We start from the raw sequence: 23,643 nt of genomic DNA, 5'->3' as shown, positions 1-23,643 counted from the left end.
ACCGCGACCGGGTTCCGGCCGAATACCGGCCGCTGTGACCTGCCCGAACAAGCCATCCCCGAATCGGTGTTCAAAACCGGGTTTCCATCGAGATTGCCTTGGGTTAATTTCTACACCGAGGCACTCGAATGGACGAGCCTCGAGCTGTACCGGCAGGCGTCGGAGAAGTCCGATCGCTCGCCTTTCAGAAATCGTCCCATCACTTCTAGGAGCCGAAGAACAATGCCCATGAACGACATCCTCGCGCTCCAGGAATTGGAGCTCGAACTCGCCTCGGAAGAGACCCCGCTCATGTGCAGCAGCCTCAGCGCCGGCACCTGTAGCGTCGCCCAGACTCTTTAGTCGCAAGCCCACGACCTGTAAGATCATGGGCGAATCTTCCTCACCCCGTGTCAAGTGATCACTGAAAGGAACTTCGTCTTGTATCTCAATGACATCCTCGCGCTCCAGGAATTGGAGCTCGAACTCGCCTCGGAAGAGACCCCGCTCATGTGCAGCGGCCTGAGCATCGGTACCTGTAGCGTCGCGCAGACCCTGTAGGACACACAGGAATTTTCGAACCCATCTACACAGGAGGTGATATCGCCTTGACTCTCAATGACATCCTCGCGCTCCAGGAATTGGACCTCGAACTCGCCTCGGAAGAGACCCCGCTCATGTGCAGCGGTTACAGCATCGGTAGTTGCAGCGTCGCGCAGACCCTGTAGGACCGAGGGCCGTCCAGGCCGCCGACCCCAGGGTGCGTGACAAGGTCGACGCCCCTTGGAACCGGCGCCCACGGCCGAGGCCCCGGAGATGACCGACATCGCGTCGCCACCTCCGGGGCCTTCTCACTTGCGTGAGCGCCCGCTCCGGATCAGGACACCGTCACCGGACCTCTGCCCCGACAGACGCGGCAGGAGCGGCGCGGCGGTCCGCTCGCGGATCGCACCGGACCACATTCCGGCTCCATGGATCAGGTCGTCGGCCAGACCCACCAATGTCCAACGCACCGGATCGACGGGGGGTCGGAGGGCCAGCCAGTCACGTAGCGCCGGAGCGACGGCCAGAGCCCCCAGCACGGCGAGCCTCCGTCCCCGACCGGCACGCCCGACCAGTACCAGGGGCAGGACCGGGAACCCCAGACGGATCAGGGCGCGCCCCATGCCGATCATGGCCGCGCCGACCGGTTTCGCGGTCACCACCTCCGCGACGGACTCGGGCACGCCCTCGCGACGCAGTCGATCCGACAGCCCCAGCACCGCGGCGCCCAGCACCGCTCCGGCCGCCGCGGGGGAAAGGGCCGGCAGGGCCAAGGCGGCGGCGGTGGGGCCCGGCCTCAGCATGACGGCGGAGATCCGGTCCGGATGCCGCACCGCGAGCGGTCCGGAGGCCCTCCCGTAATGGAACCTGCGCGACATGTAGGTGCGCCACGACACCGGTTCGGTGTGGCTCACCCGGACGTCGGGGGCGTAGCGCACGCTCCAGCCCGCGTCGACCAGACGCCACACGGCGTCCACGTCCTCGCCGCAACGCAGGCCCCCGTCGAAGGGAACCCCGTCCACGGCCGAGCACCGCACGACCATCGTGCAGGTGGGCAGGACACCGATACGCGTACCCGTCCTCACCAGGGCCTCCGTCTCCCCCATGTCCATGGGGAAACGGGAGACCGAGTACGCGGCGAGCAGCGGATCCCCGGTCGCGACGGGCAGGATCCGCGGAGCGACCGCGCCGACCTCGGGGTCGGCGAAGTGGGCGAGCAGAGGTGGCAGCCACCCCGGTCCGGGCACACAGTCGGTGTCGACGAAGGCCACGAAGTCGACCTTCCCGGCGCACGCCGCGAACCCGGAGTTACGGGAGGCGGCGGGCCCCCCGTTCTCGGACCGGACGACCAGCGTCGCACCATGGCGGGCGGCGATCTCGGCGACGGCCTCGGGGTCCGGGGAGACGTCGTCGACCACGACCACCTCGTCGATCGCCCCGACGTTCCCGGGATCGCCGAGCGCACGAAGGAGCCGATCCAGGTCGTCGACACGGCCGAAGACCGGGATGACCACGGCGGTCCGCGACCGCTCGGGGGGCGCGGGGGGCCGGGGATGGGCGCAGCCGGCGTTGATCAGGCGACGGGCCACGAGGCCCTGTTCGACGGTCTCCACCCGCCCGTCCCAGAGTCCGGCCAGGGCCTCGGCCTCATCGGAGGAGAGGTGAAGGACACCCGGGGGGTCACCACCGACGACGGCCCGGCCACCGGGGCGGACCACCGTCCCGTCGGCCGGCACGATGCCGAAACCCATGGGGACAGGGGTGGATCCGGTCCTGGGGACCACCGTTCCGACGCTTCGGCCCCCTCCCGACGCGTCCGCTCGCACTTCACCATCGGGGGGACTGGTCATCGGTCGGTCCTCTCCTGGACGCGGGGGCGCCCTCACCGTGGTGGCCACCGGCCCGAGGCCGACGGCCGGAGGGAGCGGCGCGCGGGCGGACCTACGATAACCATCCCCGTGCGGAGCGGACCGCAGCACCGATGAAGGAGACCGCCTTGCCCGTCCCCCTGTCCCTGGTGGACCCCCTCCCGATCTTCGCCGGCGCGACCCTCGCGGAGTCGGTCGAATCGGGGATCGAGCTGGCCCGCGACGCCGAGAGGCTCGGCTACCACAGGCTCTGGTACACCGAACACCACAATCAGGGCTGTTACGCGGGTTCCGCGACCAGCGTCCTCATCGCCCACGCGGCCTGCCGGACCGAGCGCATCAGGTTGGGCGCCGGGGGCGTGATGCTGCCGAACCACTCCCCCCTCGTGGTCGCCGAGCACTTCGGCACCCTCGCGACGCTGCACCCGGACCGGATCGATCTGGGTGTGGGGCGCGGGGTGGGCGGGCCCGCGCACACCTCCCGCGCACTGCGCAGAAGCACCGACCGCACCGACTCCTACGAGGAGGACCTCGCCGAACTGCGGGGCCATCTGTGGGACTCCCCGGACGACGACGGGGAGGAGTCCGTACGGGCCTTCCCCGGTACGGGCACCCGCGTCCCCCTGTACCTGCTGGGTTCATCGGTCGCCGCGGCCCGGACGGCCGCCTCCTCGGGCCTGCCCTTCTGTTTCGCCTCGCACTTCACGCCCGACCCGTTGGAGGAGGCTTCGCGCGTCTACCGCTCCGAGTTCCGTCCCTCCCCGCAGTGCGCCGAGCCGTGGTTCATCGCCGGTGTCAACGTCACCGCCGCGGAGACCGGGGCTCAGGCGCAGGAGGAGGTATGGGCCGCCCGGCGACGTCTCTCCCCGGCCCTGTCGTCGGGTCGTTCGAACGCCGAGGAGACCCGCGCGGCCTTCGATTCACCGCTCGGGCGACGGTTCCTTCAGCGCTACACCTACTCCGCCATCGGTGCCGCGGAGGAGACCGCCCGCTACCTGAGGTGGTTCGCGGAACACGCGGGCGCCGACGAGCTCATGATCGAGTTCCACACGGGAAGCGCCCGGGCCCGGGAGGTCGCGCTGCGGCTGGTGGCCGACGCGATGCTCACGGGGTGAGCACGCCGCCGGGGGGCCGACCGTTGTCCCGCCGGCGTTACAGCCGAATGCCCGAACCGGGCACCGTCCACCGTCTCGGACGACCGGCCCTATGAACGACCACCGACCCCGGGGAACGACATGCGCGTGCTCTTCGCGAACTTTCCGCTCCAATCCCACCTGCTCTTCATGGTGCCGACGGCCTGGGCGCTGCGCTCCGCGGGACACACGGTCCACGTGGCGGGCCATCCGGAGTCCGCTCCCCACGCCGCGGCGGCGGGTCTGCCCTTCGTCCCCGTGGGCGAGCCCTATCGGGGGTGGGAGTTGATGCGACGCAAGGAGGCCTCGGGCACCGCCGGGCGGGACCGCTTCGTCATCAAACGTGAGTACATCGAGGGAGAGCACACCCGGGAGCTGCTCCTGAAACTCGTCGAGGGACAGGTCAAGTCCGCGGACGTGATCCATGGCCCCACGATCACCGACCTCACCGCCTTCTGCCGCTCCTGGCGACCGGACCTCGTGCTCTGGGACCCGATGTTCCCCGCCGCGCCGATCGCGGCGGAGGCCGCGGGGGCGGCCCACGCGCGTTTCCTTCCCGGGCAGGACTACTACGGCTGGCTGAGGAACCGGTTCCTGGACGTCCACCGGGCCGACGACGCTCGGAACCTCGGAGCTTCGGACGTCCCGGAAGAGGACGACGATCCCCTGGGCCACTGGCTGGGCACGTGGGCGTCGCGCTACGGGGTCCCCTTCTCCGAGACCCTCTCCCTGGGGCACTTCACCGTCGACCTGCTACCGGACTGGGCACGGCTCCAGGGCGGACCCGACCCCCTGAGGATGCGCTATGTCCCCTACAGCGGACGCGCCGTCCTCCCCCGCCGCTTCCGGGAGAGGCCGCGCGGGCCACGGGTGTGCCTCGTGCTCAGCACCACCTCGGCGCGCCAGCCCCTCTTCCCCTCGGCCACCCCCGAGGAGCTCCAGGAGATCCTGAACGTGTTGGCCGACCTCCCCGTGGAGGTCGTGGTCGCGGGGGCCGGCCCGTGGCGGGGCTCGGTCGACGCTCCGGACAACGCCGTTCTCGTGGACTTCGTCCCCCTCCACGAGCTGCTGCCCACGTGTTCGGCGGTGATCCACACCGGCGGTTTCAATGTCTTCGGCAACGCGCTCCATGAGGGCGTCCCCCAACTGCCGCTCAGACCCTGGATGCACTTCGACTCGTTGTTGCGGGCCGAGCTGCTCGCCGGTCAGGGCGCCGGGATCGTGAGCGCGCCCGAGTCGCCCGCCGCGAGTGTTCGACGCGGCCTGATCAGGCTGCTGGACGAGCCGGGTTTCCAGGAGGAGGCCCGACGGCTGTCCGAGGAGACACGGACCCGTCCCCTCCCGGCCGAGATGGTCCCCGTGTTCGAAGAGCTCGCCCTACGACACCGCGCGACGTGAGGACCGGGCCGCTCAGGGCTCCCCCGCCGCCCGACGCACCCCGTCCAACAACCGCGCCAGGTCGAGGATCGTCTCGGGCACACCCGGCCGCTCTCCGAACTCGATCGCCGTCGCGAAGTCACCGAGGACGTTGGCGAACTGGTGATCGGCCTCCACCTCGATGGTCTCCTCCCCCTGTCCCTCACGCAGCCGCAACACCGGTCGCATCTCCGCGGGCGGCGTGAACGCGCGGTCCACCGAGAGGGTTCCGCCGGTGCCCCAGATCGCGTAGGAGTTCCGGTACTGGACGCCGATACCGAAGGCGAGCCGGGCGGAGGCCCCGTGGGCGTCCGCCAACAGGACCGAGCCGCCGACGTCCACCCCACGATCGGGGTCGTGGCGCAGTACGGCGCCCCGTACCCGGAGTTCCGTGCCCAGGAAGTACTGCGCGAGACGCAAGGGGTAGACCCCCACGTCCAGCAGGGCTCCCCCGCCGAGAGTCGGGTCGTAACGAATGTCGTGGTCGGGGCGCCGGGGCACCCCGAACTCGCTGTCGACGGAGCAGACCCGACCGATCGCGCCGGAGTCCAGCATCTCCCCCACCCGGCTCTGCTGGGAGTGGTGGAGGAACCCGAAGTTCTCCCGCAGGACCCTGCCCCGGCTCTTGGCGAGGTCGACCAGTTCGGCGGCGCCGGCGTGGTCGGTGGTCAACGGCTTCTCCGAGAGGACGTGCAGGTCGCGGGTGAGCGCCCGTGCCACCCACTCCCTGCGCAGGGCCACCGGGAGGGGGATGTAGACCGCGTCGAGGTCCTCCCTCTCCAGAAGGCGCTCGTACCCGGTCACCGCGTCGCAGTCGAACCGTTCCGCGAACCTGCGCGCCTTCTCGGGGTCACGGCTGGCGATGGCCACCAGTTCCGTACGCGGGTTGTCGACGGCGGCGGGGAGCACCCGCCGCCAGGCGATGTCGGCACACCCCAGAACGCCCAGTCGTACGGTGCTCTCCCTGCCCCTCACGGCCTTCACACTCCAGTGATCCCGATGATCCCGACGAACCGTTCCCACTCCGCCCCCACGTCGACCCGGCCTCGGCCGGAGCCTTCCGCGCCGGCCGCCGTGTACTCCGTCTCCGGCCCAGTACACCATCCTCGAACCGCACGGAGATCGCCGACGGAGACCGTCCCCGCCTCCCTCATCGCTCGGAGGGGCGCGGGGCTCCGGTGGCGGCCCCCGCCCGTACGGACCCCCTTCGCGCGGCCAACCGTTCCAGTTCGACGGTGAGCTCCCCGGGTGCGGGCCGGGAACGGATCCCCGCCGCGATCCGGCGGGCGCCGCGACCCAGTTCCTCGTCCTCGAGGACGCGCCGCGCGCTGTCGGCGAGGAGTTCGGGGGTGGCCCGCGCGACCGGCACGTCCAACGCCGCGCCCAGCGCGCTCAACCGACGCGCGAGCATGGGGTTGTCGAACCAGCTGGCCAGGATGGCCTGGGGGAGCCCCGCGGCGAGGCCGGTGAGCACGCTCCCCCAGCCTCCGTGGTTGATGGTGGCGGTGCTGGTCGCGGCCAGAGCGTGCAACGGCACGTAGTCCACCAACCGCACGTTCGAAGGAACCGTGCCCAGGTCCTGTCGGGCCTTGAGCGGGACGGTGGCCACCACCTCGGCGTCCACCTGACCCAACGCCTCCAACACCTCGCCCAACGGCAACGTGTACCCACCGAACCGGTCCGTCGCGCTGGTCCCCAACGTCAAACACAGACGCCGACCCTCAGGACGCTCACGCAGCCAGTCCGGCACCACCGCGCGACCGTTGTAGGGAACGAACCGCATCCCCAGATACCGCACCCCCAACCGGCCATCGACCGGTATCCGCAACACGTCCGGAACCTGATCGATGGTGGCCTGACCCACCACCAGTTCCTCGTCGAAGCCAACCCCGTACCGGGCCGCCAACCCCGACAACCACTCACCCAACGGATCCTCACGGGAGTGAACGGGTCTCTCGGCCGACCGCTCCAGGAACAGCCCCCGCATCCGCGCGAAGATGTCGGCGCCCCAGATGTAACGGACGTGCGCCGCTCCACAGGCGCGCGCCGCCACCGCGCCGGCGAAACTCACCGACCCCCAGACGACCAGGTCGGGTTTCCAGGTGCGGCACAGGTCCACGAGGTCGTCGGCCATGGAGTCGTTGACCATCCGCCACCAGTGCGGGACCACCCGGCGGTAGCCCTCGATCAGGTAGTCCCAGGTCACCTCGTGTTCGGGGGCGTCGGCCATCCCGAAGGGCGGGGTGTCCTTCTCCAGGACGCCGAGCAGGGAGTAGGCGCGCATCATGCGCCAGAAACCGTGGTCCCGGCCGACCGGGGCGAAGGGCAGCCCGGCGGCGGAGACCGCACCGGCCAGCTCCGGCTGGCTGGCCACCACCACCTCGTGCCCCGCCGACCTCAACGCCCACGCCAACGGGACCAGACCCAGGAAGTGCGGTTTCTCGGCCGCCGTGGTCACCAGCACGCGCATCTGCGCCCCTCCTCAGCCTCCGTACACGGGTACCCCCGGACGGTGATGCTCCGCCGTCCGAAGGACGTACGCGACAGCCGCCCGGGCGCTGGACAAGGAATACCGGAAAGACCGCTTCACCGGGTTTCGACGACCACCTCGGGCGCTGAGGCCCATCTCCGTCGCCCTCTGTTGCTCATGTGAATCCTGGTGCCCATGGGGCATCACACGTGCTCTGGGCCTCCCGGCCGCGCCGGGCGTCCGGCCCCACCACCAAGGGCCGACGGCGCCTGGCCGCCCGACCGATGCCCGGATACTCTGCCCCTCCCCCGCGCCACCGCGGGTGTGGCGACGCGGGCACGACGTCGAAACGGGCCCGTTCTCAGAGAGGGGTGCAGCGATGCGGGTGGTCGTCGCGACGATCGCGGAACGGACCGATCTGCTCAACCTGGTCCCGTTGGCGTGGGCGTTGAGGTCGGCGGGGCACGAGGTGGTGGTGGCCAGCCAGCCGGAGCTGGCCGGTGCGGTCTCCGCCGCCGGGCTGCCCTTCGCCCCGGTCGGCCGGGACCACGGTTTCTGGCGCATGATGCGCGCCTACTCCCTGCTCGGCGTCCTGGAGAAGGACACCCCGCCCTTCGGGATGGCCGACGCCCCCGAACACGAGGTGACCTGGGACTACCTGATCGAGGGCTACCGCCGGGTGGTCCCGCACTGGTGGCGGATGGTCAACGACTCCATGGCCGACGACCTCGTGGACCTGTGCCACACCTGGAAACCCGACCTCGTGGTGTGGGACCCCATCACCTTCTGTGCCCCGGTCGCCGCGCGCGCCGCCGGGGCCGCGCACGTCCGTTACATCTGGGGCGTGGACACCCTGGCCAGAGTCCGGGGGTTGTTCCTGAGGCGGATGGAGGAGCAGGTCCCCGAGGTCCGTGAGGATCCGTTGGGTGAGTGGTTGTCGGGGTTGGCGGCCCGGTACGGGGTTGGCTTCGACGAGGAACTGGTGGTGGGTCAGGCCACCATCGATCAGGTCCCGGACGTGTTGCGGATACCGGTCGATGGCCGGTTGGGGGTGCGGTATCTGGGGATGCGGTTCGTTCCCTACAACGGTCGCGCGGTGGTGCCGGACTGGCTGCGTGAACGGCCCGAGGGTCGGCGTCTGTGTTTGACGTTGGGGACCAGCGCGACGGACCGGTTCGGTGGGTACACGTTGCCGTTGGGCGAGGTGTTGGAGGCGTTGGGTCAGGTGGACGCCGAGGTGGTGGCCACCGTCCCGCTCAAGGCCCGACAGGACCTGGGCACGGTTCCTTCGAACGTGCGGTTGGTGGACTACGTGCCGTTGCACGCTCTGGCCGCGACCAGCACCGCCACCATCAACCACGGGGGGACGGGGACCGTCTGGACCGGACTCGTGCACGGTCTGCCCCAACTGTTCGTGCCCCGGCCGACCTTCGACGAACCGATGCTCGCCCGACTGATCCAGGGCCAGGGCGCCGGTCTGGTGGTGGAACCGGACCCGGACGAGATCCTGCGGGCGTCCGAACGAGTCCTGACCGAACCCGCTCTCGCCGAACGGGCGACACTGCTGCGCGAACAGATGCTGGACCGGCCCACCCCCGCCGCCATGACCGCGGAACTGGAACGGATCGCCGCCTCCCCCTCCCGTTGAGAGCACGGCCCTCACCGGAACGGATACGTATCGCCCGCTCACGCATGGTCGCGATCCGCGCCCGCCTTCTCCCCCCGTCTCTTTGTGGTTCACTGCGCATCGGCCAAGGTGAACGACCGTTCCCAGAAACGTCTCAGCCGTATTCGCCGACCGTGTTACGGAACACCGGTGGCCGATCATCCGACGATGTCGAACAAGAGAAAGGTGAGAACGTCACCGTGGCATTGCTAGAAGTCGAGAAGCTCTCCAAGAGCTACGGCTCGAACACAGCGGTCGCCGAGGTCGGTTTCCATATCGACAAAGGAGAGACCTACGGTCTCCTGGGCCCCAACGGCGCGGGCAAGAGCACGACGATCTCGATCATCGCCGGCGTGCTCAAGGCCGACTCCGGTTCCGTCCGTATCGACGGACAGGAACACGGTGTGAGTAACGCGGCGACCAAGGGACAGATCGGTTTCGTCCCCCAGGAACTGGCCCTGTACCCGGACCTCAACGCCTGGGACAACCTCATGTTCTTCGCCCGCCTCTACGGCCTCTCGGGGGCGAAGGCACGCAGCAGATGCGGCGAGATCCTGGAGATCATCGATCTCACCGACCGCGCGAAGGAGAACGTCTCCACGTTCTCCGGCGGCATGTCCAGACGTCTCAACATCGGGGTGGGCATGCTCAACCGACCCCGACTCCTCATCCTCGACGAGCCCGCCGTCGGCGTCGACGCCCAGAGCCGGAACGCGATCCTGGAGAGCATCCAACGCCAGGCCGCCGACGGCGTGTCCGTCCTCTACACGACCCACTACATGGAAGAGGCGGAGCGGCTCTGCGACCGGGTCGGCATCATCGACTCCGGCCGGATCCAGGCCGAGGGGACCCAGCGGGAACTGATCTCCCAGGTCGGTGAGGACGACACCATCGTCCTCTCGCTGGGCGGCGGCAAGGACCGGGCGGTCCGAGCTCTGAAGGAACTCTCCGAGGTCCGGGAGGTCAGCGTGGAGGGCTCCGAGGTCCGCCTGCTCCTGAAGGACGCGCGATCGGTGATCGCGAGGATCCTGGAGGTCGTCACCGCGAGCGAGGCCGTTCTGCGCTCGGTGGAGGTACAGGAACCGGACCTGGAGGCGGTCTTCCTGCACCTCACCGGCAAGGCCCTGCGGGAATGAGGAAAGAACCCATGAGCGCCTTCTTCACCCTGGTCCTCAAGGACCTGCGCCAACGTCTCAAAGACGGCACCCTTCTGGTCTTCGCCATCGTGCTGCCCCTCGGTCTCGCCTTTCTCCTGAACATGCTTCTGGGCGGCGATCCCGAAACGGAATTCACCGCGCACTACGGTGTTTCCGACCTCGACGGCGGTGAACTCTCCTCGCTTTTCGTGGACGAGGTCCTGGAATCCCTCGAAGAGGAGGGGATCGTGGAACTCACGACCCTCTCCTCGGAGGACGATGCGAACGAGGCGGTGGATTCCGGGGACGTCTCCGCGGCCTTCGTCATCCCCGAGGGGTTCACCGAGGCCCTGCGGAACGACGAGTCCGCCGAGATCCGTGTGATCGGCGACGTCGACTCCCCCGAGGAGGTCGAGGTGGCGGTCGGCATCGCGGAGGCCTTCGCGTCCGAGCACCACCGCGTGCAGCTCGCCGTACTGACGACCGATCCCTCCTCCGAGGAGGAGGCCGCGCTCACCGAGCAGGCCGCCGGACACCCCACCGCTGTCAGGGTCGTCGAGGACACCGACGTGGACCGGCGACAGCTCGATTCCTCCACCTACTACGCGGCGGGCGCGGCGGTCTTCTTCCTGTTCTTCGCCGCGATGCCGGGTGTGGTCAGTCTCTTCGAGGACCGCCGCACCGGGACCCTGGTCCGGTTGGCCGCGGCGCCGATCGGCACCTTCACGATCCTCATGGCCAGGTTGGCGAGCACGCTCCTCTTCGGGCTGGTCAGCATGGGCCTGGTCATCACCGTGTCCACCCTCACCTTCGGCGCCCGATGGGGTGATCCGCTCGGGGTCGCCGCCCTGACCGTCGCGGCCGTCCTGGCGGCGGTCGGAATCGTGTCCGCGGTGGCCGGGTTCGCCGACAACTCCGAACAGGCGACCAACTGGTCGACGGTCGTGGCCCTCCTGCTCGGGCTGATGGGCGGAGCCCTGTTCCCCCTGGCCAATCTGGGCCCCTGGGCCGCCCTGACCTACGTCACCCCGCACTACTGGTTCCTGCGAGGTCTGACGGACCTGACGGCGGGCGGCGGAGCCGTGTCCCTGCTCCTCCCGATCGGCGTCCTGTCGGCCATGGGCGTGGCCGGCGTCGCGGTGGCGCTGAACCGCATGGGAAGGATGCTGCACGCATGAGCAAGACGCTGGCCATCACGGCACTCAACCTGCGTCGAACGTTCCGGGACCGGGGCAACATCTTCTTCATGTTGCTCCTCCCCCTGATCATGGTCTTCATGATGGGGATGTCCTACGGCGGGGACCAGCAACGGCTCGGACTCGTGGTGAACGGCCAGGACCAGCCCCTCGCCGAACGCCTGGCCGACGAGCTGGAGGAGAGCGGACGCTTTCCCATCGAGCGTCTGGGCGACTACGAGCAGCTGCGCGACCGGATCGAACAGGGGCGGATCAACGGGGGTCTGGTCATCCCCGAGGACTACGACGAGACCCTGCGCGACGGTGGGACCGTCGAGATCGGGTTCGTGACCCGCCCCGACGACTGGAGCTCCTACCCTCTCCGGACCTGGGCGAGTTCGATCGCCTCGCAGGAGGCGTCGGTGATCGGCGCGGCCCAGTTCGCCTCCGAGAACGGCGACGAGGGGTTCGACGAGAACCTGCGGCGTTCCGAGGAGGCCGATCCCCCCGGCATCGAGGTGGAGACGGTCACCACCGGAGAGGCCGTCTTCCCCCAGGACGTCGGCCAGTACGGTCTCGCAGCCCCTCCCCTGCTGTTGCTGTTCACCTTCGTCATCTCCCTGACCACGGCGATCGGGGTCGTGGAGATGCGGCAGAAGGGGCTCAGCCGTCGGATGTACTCCACGCCGACGCCCCTGAGGACCCTGATCGCGGGGGAGGCGCTGGGCCGGTTCGTGGTCACGATCTCCCAGGCCCTCATCATCCTGGTCGGTTCCTCCCTGCTGTTCGGGGTGGTGTGGGGAGACCCCCTCGCGATCTCGGCGGTGGTGGCGGCCTTCTGCCTCGTCGGCGCGGGTACCGCCATGCTCATCGGCTCGCTGTGTCGCAGTGAGGGCGGCGCTCTGGCCGCGGCCCTGGTCGTGGGCCTCGGGGCCGCCGGTGCCGGCGGAACGATGGTGCCGTTGGAGGCGCTCTCCGGACCGTCCCGAACGGCGGCCTACGCCACCCCGCACGCCTGGGGGTACGAGGCCTTCAGCGAACTCATCAGGCACGGCGGCGGGATCCTCGACATCCTGCCCCAGTTGGGGGCCCTGTGCGGGTTCGCGGTCGTGCTCTTCGGGCTCGGAGCCTGGCGGATGAAGTGGGTCCTCACCCGCTGACATGGAACGGCGGGCCCCCGCGGAACGACTCTCGGTCGTGTCCGTGGGAGCCCGCCGTCACCGCGGTCGCCCCAGGCGGTTCCTCCGCCTCCGACGGTCACACCTCGGCCGCGCCGGTGGAGACCCGTTCGGTGATGAAGGTGGCCAGGTCCTCGAAGGTCTCGCCGCGGAACGAGGTGATCTCCTCAAGGAGCATCACGTCGTAGATGTCCTCGAGGGCGAGGAGCAACTGGACGATGGAGAAGGAGTCGAGGTCCTTCATGCTCTTGGGCTCGGGGAGATCCATCTGTGGTTCGGTGGTGGTGAACATCAGGATGGTGTAGGCCTGCACCCTGATCTGGGAGAGCAATTCGTTCCGGTCGATTGCGGCCATGAATATCCGCCCTTTCTGACAGAGCCGACGGCTTACGAAGCCCGACTCTTCTGTGGTCCGCGCATGATCCAGCTCCGAAATCGGTGGCTCTGGATTTCCCATACTTCTCGCTCGATGGTGAACGCCCTGGCGCGATTCGCGGATTCACCGTCCCGCTCCTCGTCCGCACCCCTGGACTCGCTGATCACCGCCTGACCGACGGGGATCATTCCGACGAGCTCTTCCGTGGACCAGAAGTGAATATTATTCACGTCCCATTCGGAGAAGACGTGTCCGATGAAGAACACATAGGTCTCCACCCCCACTCCCAGGATGGGAGAGCCATCCTCCACGAGGATGCTGACCTGCGCGGACTTCTCATCGGAATCGACACCGAAGACGGCGCACACACCGACCGTGGAGCCCTGGGACCTCTCTTCGACCAAGAAGGCGGCATCGAGAGTACCGAGATCCTCCGGCAGGGAACCGAGGAAGACGCCGGCGCCCCTCACATCCTCCAGACCCGATCCATCGAGAACCTCGATTATCTCTTCACGGTTCTCGAAACGAGTCGGACGAAGCATGACCCTACGGCTCGCGAGCTGGGGAGAGGACATCGGGAGCGCACCTCGATTCATTTTCGGTTCTTGTCACGGGGTAACGTTTTCCCGACCGTCTCGCCGGCGGGACGGCACTGAACAGCACCTACGGTGCGCAGCGCGTCGAGATGTTATCCCACATATCGCCGCCCCGGTCATATCCCATATTCGCGACGTTCGGCGAGGACACGACCGGGGTGACGGGCCGGCCCGGGGCGTCGACCATGGGGACACCCCCATGACCTGCACCGCCGTCTCCGGGATCAACCCTCCCGGTAGTACGGGTCCGCCATCACGCCCTCACGTCGTTCCTCGTCGTAGGTGTACACCTCACGGCCGCCGACGAACACCCGCAGAGCACGGCTCATGATGTCGAGCGGATCGCCCGACCAGACCACCACGTCGGCGTCCAGCCCCGGCTTCAACGAGCCCACACGGTCGTCCAGGCCCATGATCTCGGCGGGGTTGATCGTGAGCGCGCGGATCGCGGAGTCGCGGTCCATGCCCTCCTTGACGCACAGGATCGCCTGGTAGACGAGGTATTCGATGGGGATGACCGGGGCGTCGGTGGTCAGGGCGACCTTGACGCCCGCCCGGTCCAGGATCCCGGGACCGGCCAGAGTACGGTTGCCGACCTCGACCTTGGAGCGGCTGATCATCAACGGCCCGGTGATGACCGGGATCTCGCGTGCGGCGATCTCGTCCGCCAACAGGTGGCCCTCGGTGCAGTGGTTGATGATGAGCCGGTAGCCGAACTCGTCGGCCAGCCGCATAGCGGTGTGCATGTCGTCGGCGCGGTGCACGTGCTGACACCAGGGGACATCGCCGTCGAGTACCTGGACGAGGGTCTCCAGCGTGTTGTCCCGGTCGAAGGGGGTCCCCTCGCTCCGGGCGTGGTCGCGCTTGGCCTTGTAGTCCTGCGCCTTGGTGAAGGCGTCACGGATGACCGCGGCCACACCCTGACGCGTGGACGGCAGCCGGTCCATACTTCCGTAGACGCGCTTGGGGTTCTCGCCCAGGGCGCTCTTGACGCTGGCCGGCTCCTTGAGCAGCCGGTCCTCCACGCTCCGGCCCCACATCTTGATGGCGACGGTCCGCCCGCCGATGGGGTTGCCCGAACCGGGCTTGATCACGGAGCTGGTGACACCACCCGAGAGGGCGTCGACGAAACCCTGGTCGGCGGGGTTGATGCCGTCGATCGCCCGCATACGGGCACCGTTGGGGTCGGTCATCTCATTGGTGTCGTTACCCGCCAGGCCGATCGTCTGCTCACAGATACCGACGTGGCCGTGGGCCTCGATGAAGCCGGGCAGGACCCACTTGCCGGCGGCGTCGACGACCTCGACGCCCTCGGGCACGGTGACCTCGTCGGCGGCGCCCACCGCGGTGATCCGCCCGTCCGAGATGAGGACCGTCCCGCCCTCGATGGGGTCTCCCACGACGGGCACGACGTATCCGGAGGTGATAGCGATATCCATGGCGGGCAACCTAACGCAGACCGCCTCCCGGCAGGGGCCGACGGCCTCTCCCCCTTCGCCCGCGAACCCCTCCCCCCAGGCGTTTCCCGGGCCCGAGAACATCCGCTCCACACCCGATGGCGCCACCGCCCCGGTGGACCCGGGTTCCGCTCGTCCGATTCCTCTCGAGAGGGACCGGACGCGGTGGGGGCGTCCGGGCGGACCCGACACGCCCGCCCGGACGCCCTGTGACGTGGACGCGCCCGTACACGTCCACGCGGGTCTCTTCCCGACCCGCCACATCGACCGGACCGGGCACCTTCGGTCGATCCACCGCCACGGAGGGTGAGGATTCGCCCTCCCGACCCTTCGTGGAAAAGAGATGTTACGCATCGGAGCGCCTGATTCCCGGCGGCCGAGGGTTTTTGGCCGAACACGGCCACGCAGGGTGTCGCTCTCAGGTCACTCCTGTCACAGAGACCCCTGTGACCTCTGGCTTCACCACGCCCTACTCCACCCGTTCGGGCTCCTCGTCCTCCTCGCGACGGGCCCGTCGGCCGGCGAGAAGGCTCCCCGCCACCACGAGGGAGACCGTGCCGGACAAGGCGACCAGAGCGATGAGATCGGTGACCCTCCCCAGCCGGGAGAGCGCCTCCTGGGCACGGTAGGTGACATCGGCCGCCCACTCCGCCCCGGGCGGAGGGAAGGACGCGGTGCCGTCGGAGGCCACGAACAGGACCCCGACCGCGATGAAGAGCGCACCCGAGAGCAGGGCCGTCGTGTGGGTGGCCAGCGGCCCGATCCGCACGGTGCGCCCCCGCAGCCAGGAGCGTCGGCCCAGTTCATAGCGGTCCCAGAGCGAGGCGAGCAGGAGCAGCGGCAGTGCCATCCCCGCCCCGTAGGCGGCCATGAGCAGCATGCCCCTGACCGGGGTGCCGGTGGCCGCGACCGTGAGCACCGCGCCCAGGATCGGACCGGAACAGAACCCGGCGAGCCCGTAGACCGCGCCGAGCCCCAGCACGGAGAGGTTCCCCCGACCGCTCGCGAAACGGCCCTGCGCCCGCGCGAGGACGCCCCAGGTGAACCCGAGGCCGAGGACCTGGGCGACACCGAAGGCGATGATCAGACCGCCCGCGACCATGATGAGCAGGTCGCGGTGGCCGTAGAAGAGGGTGCTCACCATCGCCGAGCCCGCGCCGAGCGGCACCAGCGTCAGGCACAGCCCCGCGTAGAAGACGCCGGTGCGAAGGAGCAGCCGCCCCGAGTCCCGGAAGGCGTAGGCGAAGAACGACGGCAACAGCATGGCGCTGCACGGGCTGAGCAGGGCCAGCAGGCCACCGAGCAGCGCGGCGACGAACCCGATGTCCACGCGGTCACTCCTCGGCGACGGCGAGCGCGGTGTCGACGCTGCGCACGAACACGTCCAGCGGCAGTGCGCCCATGATGGGATCACCGTTGACGATGAAGGCCGGGGTGGCGCTCACGCCGATCTGCTGCCCCTCGACGAAGTCGTGGCCCACCGCGATCCCGCTCCGGTCCGCCTCCATGGCCTCATGGAAGCGGTCGGCGTCCAAGCCCAGCTCCTCGACGATCTCGTCGAGGATCCCGTCGGGGTCGTCGGAGGACTTGATCTCCTCCTGACGCTCGAAGACCGCCTCCTGGTACTCCCAGAACGCCTCCTGCTCGCCGGCGGCGACCGCGCCCACCGACAGGGTCTGCGACAACTCGCCCAGGTAGGGGAACTCGCGCCATTCGATCCGCAGATCGCCCGACTCGACGTAGCGTTCGACCAGTTCGGGCTGGGTCTCCTGGGCCCACTTGGCGCAGTAGGGGCAGGCGAAGTCGGAGTAGGCGACCAACACCACGGGGGCGTCGGCCTCTCCGAGCGCCATGGGGTCGTCGGCGTCGCGACGGGCCAGGGCCTGACCCCACTCCCGCTGTTCGGGGTCGATGTGGTCCACCGTCGAGGCGATCTCGGTCGGCGACTCCTCGTCGGCGTCGCCGCCTTCGAGCCTGATCCCCACGACCACCGCGATGACGAGGGCGGTGAGGACCGCACCCCCCAGAAGCAGTGGGGAGATCCCCTTTTTCCCGCCATCCTTCGGCATGCCTGCGTCGTCCCCCCGTCTGCGTGCCGGACAGAGGCCACTCTACGCACCCCGGAGGCGTCTTCGACGCACCCGTTCCCGGGGGAGGGAGGGCTATTCGAAGAGTCGGGTGGCGTACAGGATGGCACCGGCCACGAGCGCGGCCAGAGCACCGGAGGAGACCAGCGACGCCAGCCCGAGGACGACGCCCTCCAGTTCCACCCAGGACTCCAGGAAGTCCCGGACCGGGGATCTGGTGAGGGCGAAGACGAGCATGAAGGCGACGAACGCGATGACCGGGGCGACCTTGTTCACCCGAACATCCTAGGTGGGCCGTTCCCCCAGGTGGATCCGGGTGGTGCGGGTTCGTCCGGATCCCGCTCCGGGTACCACCCCGACTGTGACCGGTCCGGGGAGGCCGGCCGTCGACACGGGAGGGTCACATGCGAGCGTCCATCGGAGACCGTCTGCTCACCCACGGGGTGACCAGCGTCGAGGGAGGGCACGAGGCCGAGATCATCGAGGTGCGCGGGGCCGACGACGGGCCGCCCTACCTGGTGCGCTTCCCCGATGGTGAGGAACGGCTCATCTACCCGGGCCCCGAGACCGTGGTCCGGCCCCGGGAGCCCGAGGACTGACCGGGCCGGCCCCGGCGACTCAGGGGGCCCGGAGCAGGTACTCCCGGTGCGGGCGCCCGTAGGCCTCGCGCTCGCCCACCGGGGTGAAGCCCAGCTTCTCCAGGACCCGCGCCGAAGCGGGGTTGGCCGGGTCCACCACCCCCGTGAGCAGGGGAAGGGACAGCTCGTCGAAGGCCGCCGCCACGCACAGGCGGCCCGCCTCGGTGGCCAGGCCCCTCCCCCATCGGTCGCGTGCCAGGGTGTAGCCGAACTCGGCGCCCACCTCGCGGGCCTCGAAACCGGCGTCGCCGATGAGCCGGCCCGTGGCGATCTCCTCCACCGCCCAGAAGGCGTAGCCGTGCTCCTCCTGATGACGGATGTAGTCGGCCACCATCACGGCGGTCTCCTCGGGAGAGGCCGCCTTGCCGTAGGCGACGTAACGCATCACCTCGGGGTCGCCGTAGACCTCGTGGGCGGCGTCTCGATCCTCGGGCACGAAGGGCCTGATCCGGATCCGTTCTCCCACCAGGGGAAATCGCATACTCATGGGCGCCACACTGCCGCCCGCGCGAACGACCGTCAACGCGTTTTCCCTCGCGCGGACTACGTCCTGCTCGCGCGCAGAGAGTACATGAGGGGCACCCGGGGCCGACCCTCCGGGAAGCGGTAGTACCCGTCCGCCGACCTCTCGAAGGAGGAGAAGCGCGGGAACAGCGAGACGTCGTGCTCGTGGAGGAACTCCAGACGCAGCCCCTCGGCGGCCAGAGCGGAGACCACCTCGCCGATCGGATGCTGCCACTGCACGTTGCGGTTGTTCTCGGTCCTGGCCTCCAGGTCCGCGTACGTACCGGCGGACTCCTGCACCCAGGCCTGTCGGGCGAAGTAGTCGTCCACGATCCGCGAGCCGGTCTCGTCGTCGAGGATGTCGGTGAGCGGGTGGAACTCCGCCAGGTACAGGAACCCGCCGGGGGCGACCAGCGACGCGGCGGTCCGGGCCCACCGTCGGATGTCGGGCAGCCAGCACAGGGCGCCGACCCCCGTGTAGACGATGTCGTACCCCCGCTCCGGTACGGCCTCGGCCGCGTCGTGCACGTCGGCGTGCACGAAGGCCGCCCGCTCCTCGGGCAGACCGAGTTCGGCGGCCAGACCTCGGGCGACCTCCACGGCGGGTCCGGAGAAGTCGAGTCCCACGACGCGTGATGCCCCGTGCCTGGCCCAGGAGAGGGTGTCCATGCCGATGTGGCACTGGAGGTGCAGCAGGGTCTTCCCGGTGACGTCGCCGACCTCGGCGCGTTCGAAGTCGCGCAGGGCGTCCTCACCGGCACGGAAGCCGTCCAGATCGTAGAAGTCGCTCGCGACGTGCAGGGGGACCCGCTCGTCCCAGTTGGCGCGGTTGATGGAGAGCCAGTCGTCCGGGGTGGGTGTGTACATGCCGGCAAGCTACCAAGCGCGGACGGGCCGTATCCACCTCTTTTCCGCCGGTCCTCGACCCGCTCCGGTTAACCGCCTCTTCCAGCGGAAACGACAGGAGGACGCCCTCCGAACAGGGCGTTCCACGAAGGACGATCCTCGCCGCCCGACGGCAGAGAGGTGGGAAGGAAGATGACCGGCAACAGAGGAGTGGTCTACCAGGGCCCCGGTCGGGTCGAGGTCCAGGACATCTCCTATCCGGAGTTCGAACTCAAGGACGGCCCTGGGGTCAACCCCGCCAACGTGGGGCGCAAGGTCCCGCACGGCGCGATCCTGAAGGTCGTCGCGACCAACATCTGCGGCAGCGACCAGCACATGGTCCGCGGGCGCACCACCGCGCCGGAGGGACTGGTGCTGGGCCACGAGATCACCGGCGAGGTGGTCGAGACCGGCCCGGACGTCGAGTTCGTGAAGGTCGGCGACCTGGTCTCGGTACCGTTCAACATCTCCTGCGGGCGATGTACGAACTGCAAGGCGCGGCGCACCGAGATCTGTCTGAACGTCAACCCCGACCGCCCCGGCTCGGCCTACGGCTACGTGGACATGGGCGGCTGGGTCGGCGGCCAGGCGAAGTACGCGCTGGTGCCCTACGCCGACTGGAACCTGCTGAGGTTCCCCGATCGGGATCGGGCCATGGAGAAGATCATGGACCTGACCATGCTCTCCGACATCTTCCCCACCGGTTTCCACGGCTGTGTGAGCGCCGGGGTGGGCGTGGGGTCGACCGTGTACGTGGCGGGCGCGGGCCCCGTCGGCCTGGCGGCGGCCGCCTCCGCTCGGTTGTTGGGAGCGGCCGTGGTCATCGTCGGCGACCTCAACGAGGAGAGGCTGGCCCAGGCGCGCCGGTTCGGCTGCGAGACGGTGAACATCTCCCAGGGGGACCCCGGAGACCTGATCGCGGAGATCCTGGGCACCCCGGTGGTGGACCACGCGGTGGACGCGGTCGGCTTCGAGGCGCACGGCTCCGGAGAGAAGGCCGGGCAGGAGGCTCCGGCGAGCGTCCTGAACGACGCCATGAAGGTCACCAAGGCCGGTGGGGCCATCGGTATCCCCGGTCTCTACGTGACCGGCGACCCGCGCGCGGTGGACGAGGCCGCCAAGGTGGGATCACTGTCGATCCGCTTCGGGCTGGGCTGGTCGAAGTCGCACGCCTTCTACACGGGCCAGTGCCCGGTGATGAAGTACCACCGGCAGTTGATGATGGCGATCCTCAACGACCGTGTGCGCATCGCGGAGGCGGTCAACGCGGTGGCGATCCCGTTGGAGGAGGCCCCGGAGGGCTACCGGTCCTTCGATCAGGGGGCGGCGAGCAAGTACGTGCTCGACCCCAACGGCTACCTCGGCACCGGCTGAGCGGGCGGATGGAGAGCCGCCCCACGGTGGTGGGGCGGCTCATCCGAAGTGCGGATCAGGCGGGCCGCAGCCGCACGTCGAGACGGGTGTGCGAGTTGACCACGATCGACGGGGAGCGCGGCACGTCGCCCACGACCTCCAGGTCGGGCCGGCGGGAGAAGATCCGCTCCAGCGCGATCCGGCCCTCCAGGCGGGCCAGGGGCGAGCCGATGCAGAAGTGCGCGCCGTAGCCGAAGCTCGTGTGCGTCTCACCGCGACGGACGTCGAAGGCGCCCGCGGTCGGACCGTAGCGCTCGGGGTCGCGCCCCATCGAGATGTAGGAGATGAACACCGGGTCGCCCTCGGCGATGCGCACGCCCTCGGCGGCGGGGTGGACGTCGGCGCCGTCGATGTCCTCGGTGGCGAAACGGGTGAAGAAGTTGGCGGTGGGCGAGTCCCAGCGCATCGTCTCCTCCACCAGGTTCTCCCACGGGACCTCGCCGGACAGCAGGAGGTCGCGCTGTTCGGGCCGGGTACTGAGCGCGCGCACGGCGTTGACCAGCAGGTGTGTGGTGGTCTCGTGGCCGGCCGCCAGCACCACGTACATGGTCACGACCAGGTCCTCGCGGGGAAGCCGGTCCTCGGGGGGCAGGGCGAGCATCGCGCTGATCATGTCGTCGCCGGGCTCGCGCTCCAGCCGGGACACGTGCTCGTCGAGCCAGGAGTGCAGGCTCAGTTCGGCGTCGCGCCCGTCGCCCAGGGTGTCGTCGAACAGGGCGGTGTACAGCCGGCCCAGTTCGTCGTGGTCGGCCTCGTCGACTCCGAGCAGGTGGCCGATGACGCCCATCGGCAGCGGCCAGGCGAACAGCGAGCGGAAGTCGACCACGCCGTCCTCGGCCTTGTCGGCGGCCCGCTCCAGGTCGTCCAGGAGCCGCTCCACCAGGGCGGCGATCACCGGGGTGAGCGCCTCGACCCGGCGGGCGGTCAAGGCCTGGGACAGGGGGCGGCGCAGTTTCCGGTGCTCGGGGCCGTCGACGACGGTGATGGCGTTGCCGGCGGGGGCCGCCAGGCTCAACAACGGCCAGTCCTTCGGGAGCTCGCCGTTCTGGAGCGCCTTCCAGTACGAGGGGCTCTTGGCGAAACGGTCGGAGTCCTTGAGGACGTTACGTCCGGCCTCGTCACCGGTGACCGCCCACATCACCACGCCGCCGGGCAGTTCGACCGGGACGATCGGACCGTGCGCGCGCATCCTCGCGGCGTCCTCGTGCAGGTTCGGACTGAGGGGATCGAGGTGGTGGATCGGTCCGGACAGGGTCAGAGCCACAGTGAGTCTCCCAGGGGGTCGGTGGAGATGGTGGGCGGGGTGAAGGTGACCGGAAGCGTCTCCAGGGCCCTTATGAGGACCTGGGGCTGCCAGCGCAACCGGTCCGCGGGAACGGCCAGATGCAGGTCGGGCAGGTGGGTGAGCAGGGTCTCGATCCCACCGACCGTGATGATCTCGGCCATGGCCCGGGCCATGTGGGGACATCCGTGGGGGCCGTGCGAGAACGACAGGTAGGCGCGGCTGTGGTGCCGTTCCCTGGGACGGCCGGGCGGCCGGAACAGCGGGTCCTGGTGGGAGGCGGCCAGCCCCAGCAGCACCATGTCCCCACCCTGGATGGTGGTCCCGGCCAGCTGGGTCGTCCGGGCCGCCCACCGTCCCGCGAAGATCTGCGTCGGGGTGTCGTCCTTGAGGACCTCGCGGGCGGCCTCGGTCACCGAACGTCGGCCGCGGGTGAGGGCGTTGGTGTGGGTCTGGTCGGTCAACATCAGCCTGATGGTGTTGCCGATCCAGCCCGCGCAAGTCTGGTGCCCGGCGATGATGGTGATGAAGATGTCCGCGCTGAGCTGCTCGTGGGTGAGCCCGAGCCCGCTGTGCGCCAGGTGGGAGGCGACGTAGGGGCCGGGCTCCTTCATGGCGCGCTCGGCGAGCCGATCACAGATGGCGCCGACCCGCGCCATCCCCTCGATGGGGTCGCCGCCCGCACCCATGAGCTGGAGGAAGCCGGTGACCAGGTCGTCGTGGTACTCCTCGGGGACGCCCACCATCCAGCCCAACGCCAGCACGGGCAGTCGTTGGGCGTAGGCGGAGATCAGCTCGACCTCGCCGTCCTGGGCGAACTCCTCGATCAGCCGGTGCGAGGCCCGCTGACAGAACTCCTCGAACTCCCACTGGTCGATCCGGGAGAGCGCCTCGGCGAACACCACCGAACGGCGCCGGTGTTCCTCCCCTTCCGTGTACAGCATCGCCTCCGACGCGAACCCGCCACCGATCAACGGCCACATCGGCCACTCGGGGGGCAGATCGTCGAACAGGTTCCAGCGGCGGAAGGAACGCGCGAACAGGTCGGGATCGGAGGTGACCTGGAGCAGCTCGGAGTAGCCCATCACCAGCCAGGCCGGCACGTCCCAGGCCAACAGGACGGGCGCCACCGGCCCGTGTCGGCGACGCAGCTCGGCGAACAGGGCGGGCGAGTCGCGTCGATAGCCCTCGTCACCCAGCCGCATCGCGTCCCGATGCGTCTCCGGCAGGGGGATCGAGACCTCCGGACGTTCGACCTCGGTGTCGGGGGCGCTCATCCCACCGGCTCCTGTTCCAGCAGACGTTGCCGGTGCGCGACCAGCTCGGCCAGGGTCGTGCGCACCTGCCCCGGGTCGCGGGCGTCGCAGCGCAGCAACGGCGTACCGGCGTCGATGTCCAGGCTGGCGCGGATCTCCTCCAGACTCCAACGCTCGGCCTCGTCCCCGAAGGGGTTGTGCGCGACGAGGTAGGGCAGACCGGCCCGTTCGACCCGGTCCAACGCGGCGAACGACCCCTCCACGTCACGGGTGTCGACGAGCACGATCGCGCCCACGGCACCCTCGCAGAGGCGTTCCCACAGGGCGTGGAAACGCTTCTGCCCCGGTGCGCCGAACAGGTAGAGGACGATCTGCTCGTCGATGCTGATCCGACCGAAGTCGAAGGCGACCGTGGTGGTCGTCTTGTCCGGCCGGAGTTCCAGCCCTTCGTCCACTCCGGCACCCGCCTGGGTCATCTCGGCCTCGGTGGTCAGCGGCGTGATCTCGCTGATCGACCCCACCAACGTGGTCTTGCCCACGCCGAAACCACCGGTGACGAGGATCTTCATCGAGATCGTCGCGGAC

Annotated in this window: 22 protein-coding genes; 8 read left to right on the top strand and 14 right to left on the bottom strand. The window is 69.3% G+C overall.

What is annotated here, in order from left to right; genetic code table 11:
• Positions 1-830: 830 nt before the first annotated feature.
• Positions 831-2,273: a mycofactocin biosynthesis glycosyltransferase MftF gene (mftF, locus tag U9J66_RS08930; protein ID WP_326337475.1), complete on the bottom strand. Its 1,443-nt coding sequence runs from the start codon at positions 2,271-2,273 to the stop codon at positions 831-833.
• 230 nt (positions 2,274-2,503) lie between these two features.
• Here mftF and U9J66_RS08925 point away from each other — a divergent pair, with 230 nt between their 5' ends.
• Positions 2,504-3,505: an LLM class flavin-dependent oxidoreductase gene (locus U9J66_RS08925; protein ID WP_442789851.1), complete on the top strand. Its 1,002-nt coding sequence runs from the start codon at positions 2,504-2,506 to the stop codon at positions 3,503-3,505.
• Positions 3,506-3,625: 120 nt separating this feature from the next.
• Positions 3,626-4,921 (top strand): nucleotide disphospho-sugar-binding domain-containing protein, encoded by a 1,296-nt coding sequence (locus tag U9J66_RS08920; protein WP_161110753.1) that lies wholly within the window; start codon positions 3,626-3,628, stop codon positions 4,919-4,921.
• Positions 4,922-4,933: 12 nt separating this feature from the next.
• On the opposite strand, the gene U9J66_RS08915 is transcribed toward U9J66_RS08920, so the two are convergent.
• Together U9J66_RS08915 and U9J66_RS08910 are read right to left on the bottom strand one after the other, a co-directional pair.
• Positions 4,934-5,914, bottom strand: coding sequence for a Gfo/Idh/MocA family protein (locus U9J66_RS08915; protein WP_234305966.1), 981 nt, complete (start codon positions 5,912-5,914; stop codon positions 4,934-4,936).
• Positions 5,915-6,089: 175 nt separating this feature from the next.
• Entirely contained in the window at positions 6,090-7,409 is a 1,320-nt protein-coding gene (locus U9J66_RS08910) for an activator-dependent family glycosyltransferase (RefSeq protein WP_326337473.1), read from the bottom strand.
• Between the two features lie 379 nt (positions 7,410-7,788).
• On the opposite strand from U9J66_RS08910, the gene U9J66_RS08905 reads away from it, so the two are divergent.
• The 4 genes from U9J66_RS08905 (at position 7,789) to U9J66_RS08890 (ending at position 12,546) form a co-directional block, all read left to right on the top strand.
• On the top strand, positions 7,789-9,057 hold the full coding sequence (locus U9J66_RS08905; protein ID WP_326337471.1) for an activator-dependent family glycosyltransferase: 1,269 nt from the start codon (positions 7,789-7,791) through the stop codon (positions 9,055-9,057).
• Positions 9,058-9,275: 218 nt separating this feature from the next.
• A complete protein-coding gene (locus tag U9J66_RS08900) occupies positions 9,276-10,211 on the top strand; it encodes an ABC transporter ATP-binding protein (protein ID WP_036567616.1) in 936 nt (311 codons plus the stop codon).
• Positions 10,212-10,222: 11 nt separating this feature from the next.
• Entirely contained in the window at positions 10,223-11,389 is a 1,167-nt protein-coding gene (locus U9J66_RS08895) for an ABC transporter permease (RefSeq protein WP_014911055.1), read from the top strand.
• Positions 11,386-12,546, top strand: coding sequence for an ABC transporter permease (locus U9J66_RS08890; protein ID WP_014911772.1), 1,161 nt, complete (start codon positions 11,386-11,388; stop codon positions 12,544-12,546). The genes U9J66_RS08895 and U9J66_RS08890 overlap by 4 nt, the downstream gene beginning before the upstream one ends.
• A gap of 97 nt (positions 12,547-12,643) precedes the next feature.
• Here U9J66_RS08890 and U9J66_RS08885 read toward each other — a convergent pair whose 3' ends face one another.
• The 6 genes from U9J66_RS08885 to U9J66_RS08860 all read right to left on the bottom strand — a co-directional run bounded on the left by U9J66_RS08885 (position 12,644) and on the right by U9J66_RS08860 (position 17,356).
• Complete coding sequence (locus U9J66_RS08885) at positions 12,644-12,919, bottom strand: hypothetical protein (protein ID WP_014911228.1); 276 nt, start codon at positions 12,917-12,919, stop codon at positions 12,644-12,646.
• Between the two features lie 32 nt (positions 12,920-12,951).
• Positions 12,952-13,515, bottom strand: a complete 564-nt coding sequence (locus U9J66_RS08880; RefSeq protein WP_161110756.1) for a hypothetical protein — start codon at positions 13,513-13,515, stop codon at positions 12,952-12,954.
• Positions 13,516-13,760: 245 nt separating this feature from the next.
• Positions 13,761-14,975 (bottom strand): amidohydrolase, encoded by a 1,215-nt coding sequence (locus U9J66_RS08875; RefSeq protein WP_326337468.1) that lies wholly within the window; start codon positions 14,973-14,975, stop codon positions 13,761-13,763.
• Between the two features lie 487 nt (positions 14,976-15,462).
• A complete protein-coding gene (locus tag U9J66_RS08870; protein WP_326337467.1) occupies positions 15,463-16,323 on the bottom strand; it encodes a cytochrome c biogenesis CcdA family protein in 861 nt (286 codons plus the stop codon).
• A gap of 4 nt (positions 16,324-16,327) precedes the next feature.
• Complete coding sequence (locus U9J66_RS08865) at positions 16,328-17,062, bottom strand: DsbA family protein (RefSeq protein WP_161110759.1); 735 nt, start codon at positions 17,060-17,062, stop codon at positions 16,328-16,330.
• 93 nt (positions 17,063-17,155) lie between these two features.
• Entirely contained in the window at positions 17,156-17,356 is a 201-nt protein-coding gene (locus tag U9J66_RS08860) for a hypothetical protein (protein WP_042284494.1), read from the bottom strand.
• Positions 17,357-17,484: 128 nt separating this feature from the next.
• On the opposite strand from U9J66_RS08860, the gene U9J66_RS08855 reads away from it, so the two are divergent.
• On the top strand, positions 17,485-17,679 hold the full coding sequence (locus U9J66_RS08855) for a DUF1918 domain-containing protein (protein WP_017533157.1): 195 nt from the start codon (positions 17,485-17,487) through the stop codon (positions 17,677-17,679).
• Between the two features lie 19 nt (positions 17,680-17,698).
• Here the strand turns inward: U9J66_RS08855 and U9J66_RS08850 are convergent, their stop codons facing one another.
• Both U9J66_RS08850 and U9J66_RS08845 read right to left on the bottom strand, forming a co-directional pair.
• On the bottom strand, positions 17,699-18,205 hold the full coding sequence (locus tag U9J66_RS08850; protein WP_036567643.1) for a GNAT family N-acetyltransferase: 507 nt from the start codon (positions 18,203-18,205) through the stop codon (positions 17,699-17,701).
• 56 nt (positions 18,206-18,261) lie between these two features.
• The gene (locus U9J66_RS08845; protein WP_161110761.1) at positions 18,262-19,089 is read right to left on the bottom strand and encodes a class I SAM-dependent methyltransferase; all 828 of its coding nucleotides are present in this window, start codon (positions 19,087-19,089) and stop codon (positions 18,262-18,264) included.
• 171 nt (positions 19,090-19,260) lie between these two features.
• Here U9J66_RS08845 and fdhA point away from each other — a divergent pair, with 171 nt between their 5' ends.
• Positions 19,261-20,481 (top strand): formaldehyde dehydrogenase, glutathione-independent, encoded by a 1,221-nt coding sequence (gene fdhA, locus U9J66_RS08840; protein WP_017533154.1) that lies wholly within the window; start codon positions 19,261-19,263, stop codon positions 20,479-20,481.
• A gap of 55 nt (positions 20,482-20,536) precedes the next feature.
• Here fdhA and U9J66_RS08835 read toward each other — a convergent pair whose 3' ends face one another.
• The 3 genes from U9J66_RS08835 to U9J66_RS08825 are packed head-to-tail and all read right to left on the bottom strand — an operon-like array spanning position 20,537 to position 23,627.
• The gene (locus U9J66_RS08835; RefSeq protein ID WP_326337466.1) at positions 20,537-21,784 is read right to left on the bottom strand and encodes a cytochrome P450; all 1,248 of its coding nucleotides are present in this window, start codon (positions 21,782-21,784) and stop codon (positions 20,537-20,539) included.
• Entirely contained in the window at positions 21,775-23,079 is a 1,305-nt protein-coding gene (locus U9J66_RS08830) for a cytochrome P450 (protein WP_326337465.1), read from the bottom strand. Before U9J66_RS08830 ends, U9J66_RS08835 begins: the two co-directional genes overlap by 10 nt.
• The gene (locus U9J66_RS08825) at positions 23,076-23,627 is read right to left on the bottom strand and encodes a GTP-binding protein (protein ID WP_326337464.1); all 552 of its coding nucleotides are present in this window, start codon (positions 23,625-23,627) and stop codon (positions 23,076-23,078) included. Before U9J66_RS08825 ends, U9J66_RS08830 begins: the two co-directional genes overlap by 4 nt.
• Positions 23,628-23,643 lie beyond the last annotated feature (16 nt).

This window comes from Nocardiopsis sp. LDBS1602 (assembly GCF_035818715.1).
In the GTDB taxonomy this organism is placed as follows: Bacteria; Actinomycetota; Actinomycetes; order Streptosporangiales; family Streptosporangiaceae; genus Nocardiopsis; species Nocardiopsis alba.
Note: the sequence above shows the minus strand (reverse complement) of the source record. Positions and strands in the feature narration are given on the sequence as shown.